Consider the following 2,539-nt stretch of genomic DNA (forward strand, 5'->3'; position numbering starts at 1 on the left):
GTAAAAACATTGTTGTTATTTCCCTAAGATTGTATAGATATAGGAAACGCTCTGGGTCTATTATGAGTAATCACCCGGAAAAATTCTTTTCGGACGACGCCATTTTTGTAACATATGACTTATTAGATTTTTATGATCAGTATAAAATTCGGGAATTGGGAGCAGTAGTTGGTAAAATAGTTACGTCAATATTAGCTTATTTTCCAGATTCGAAAAAATTGTATAATGAATTAAATCCAATCAGAAAAAAAGTATTTAAAGATTATATTTCAATAGAAAAAAGACATACTAAACGGATAAAAATGTATATTTTTTCTTCTTATGTTGGATATAAACTTTACAGACTGGTAAGAGGTAAACACTGGAAGTGAATATAATTTTTAATCTTATTTACCCGAATTGCTAGTTGATTATTTAGACATGACTTGATACCCGATAGAATATCTTAAAGTCTCTGGTTCCAGTGATTTAGCTGATTTTAACAGTAAAGAATACGCTAAAAGTATCATCTCTAATTTCAATTGAAAACCTTGAGGCGAATGACTTTTACAACGCTCAGCTCCTAGATTTGTCAAAAAAGAGAAAACTCGCTCAATCACTTTTCTACGTTTTGAAAAATTAGGGAAAAGGATTTTCTTTTGCTTCATGTTCTTCCTGACAGGTGTAATTAGATCAATTCCTTTTAATTCCAGCCTATCATGCAGTGACTGACCTAAATATCCCATATCTCCAAGGACTGTTGGTGTCCCAAATTGACTCAACACTTCCTCGGTCATTGAACTATCAGCCATTGAAGCAGGAGTAATTGTGTAGTCTATGACATAGCCTGATTCACTGACTAAAGCATGACATTTACATCCATAGAAGTACTGTCCCTTTGTAGCATTGTAGCCAACATTTGCATAATCTCCAAGAACTTTGCTTCTGAAATTACGAATAGGCTGACACAAAGGAATGGGGAAGCTGTCAATAATGGATACACTCATTCCTTCAACCTCTTTAAAGACGAGTGCTTGGCGAATGACTTGGATACTCGGTAAGAGGGCATTACAACGGCGGACAAAGCGAGAATATTCTAGGAAATTAGGAAATAAACTTTGAGCCAATTGGTGCTTAGCTTTAAGCGTTTCACTAAAATGCAGTACGCCCCAGAGGTAACAAGCGATAACTAAGCAATCTGATGTTGCGAGATGGACGTTTTTTCGGTTTTGAACCTCAAGGGGAACACTCGTTTGATAAAGCGTCTCAATGGTTGTCAGTAAATAAACAAAAACTTTTGGAAGTGTGCTATTATAAGTCATATAAGTCGTGCGCTTTCTAATGCTTAGTGGTTTAAGATTAGGATAGCACGACTTATTTATTTTCCAATGAAATTAACTAGCAATTCGGGTATTGACCTAAGAAGATGTATTCCATTTTGTATCCATTTATTTGAATTTAGTCCAGTTCTAACTATCTTTTTTTTCAAATTTAAGCTAAAATGAATTGATGGTTCTGTTGCGAAGTTTGAAAATCAAACGCGCCCGCTCTGAACTCCAAATATCTTAGGCTGGTATTCCCATTAATACCTTGATTTCAGTAGACACCGAAAAGCCGAAGAGCGTTCCATTTCTTCGGTTCTTTTTATATATTCCTCGAATGGTCTCCATGCCCTTAATCGTGGAAGAGGCTGTACGGAGACTTTGATAAAATTTATTCCGTCGTTTAATAGGTCGATGGTCTTGTTCTATTAAATTGTTAAGATACTTCACAGTTCGGTGCTCTGTCTTAGTATATAAACCCACACTCTGTAACTTTCTAAAGGCGGAGCCAAGAGAAGGTGCTTTATCGGTCACAATTGCTTTCGGCTCACCAAACTGTTTATGGAGTCGTTTTAAGAAAGCATAGGCTGCTTGCGTATCCCGTTTCTTTCGTAACCAGATATCTAAGGTTAAGCCGTCCGCATCAATTGCACGATAAAGATAATGCCAACGTCCCTTAATTTTGATATAGGTTTCGTCCATTTTCCATGAATAGAAGGATTGTCTATTTTTCTTCTTCCAAAGATAATAGAGGACTTTGCTGTACTCTTGCACCCAACGATAAATCGTAGTATGACAAACATTTATTCCACGATCATATAACAATTCCTGAACTTCACGATAGCTTAGATTGTAACGCAGGTAGTAACCAACAGCGACAATAATGACGTCTTTTTTGAATTGTTTGCCTTTAAAATGATTCATTACTCTGTCCTCTCTGTCTTTTTTCTCAATTTTACACTAAAATAGATTTTTTGGAAAACTTTGCAACAGAACCTACTAGACAAAAGATCGGCTCCTAAAAATGGGTTTGTGATAAACACCATTTTAAAGGAAGCTGGTCTTTTTTGTCCGAACAGCGTCGGATTAATTTTACAATCTACCTATTAACCAAAATATCAAAAAAAGCGTATCATTGAAAGCGTAATGATTAAAACGTTTTTTACAAACGTTATAGAGGGGAGAAGTTAATATGGACTTAGTCGAAGAACTAGTCAATGTTGTTGGTAAAAAAAATG

The 2,539-nt window shown here is 35.6% G+C and carries 3 protein-coding genes; 1 reads left to right on the forward strand and 2 read right to left on the reverse strand.

The genetic code is table 11. From position 1 onward, the window contains the following. Window positions 1-371 (forward strand): hypothetical protein (locus tag ACFY1E_RS47850; protein ID WP_389088917.1); only part of this gene is annotated, 371 nt, incomplete at its 5' end. Window positions 372-410: 39 nt separating this feature from the next. Here ACFY1E_RS47850 and ACFY1E_RS47855 read toward each other — a convergent pair. Next, complete coding sequence (locus ACFY1E_RS47855; RefSeq protein WP_364599247.1) at window positions 411-1,301, reverse strand: IS982-like element ISLll1 family transposase; 891 nt, start codon at window positions 1,299-1,301, stop codon at window positions 411-413. Window positions 1,302-1,544: 243 nt separating this feature from the next. Further along, window positions 1,545-2,225, reverse strand: a complete 681-nt coding sequence (locus ACFY1E_RS47860) for an IS6-like element ISS1N family transposase (RefSeq protein WP_024046927.1) — start codon at window positions 2,223-2,225, stop codon at window positions 1,545-1,547. Between the last annotated feature and the right edge of the window lie 314 nt (window positions 2,226-2,539).

This window comes from Streptomyces sp. NPDC001604 (assembly GCF_042893475.1).
GTDB lineage: Bacteria > Actinomycetota > Actinomycetes > Streptomycetales > Streptomycetaceae > Streptomyces.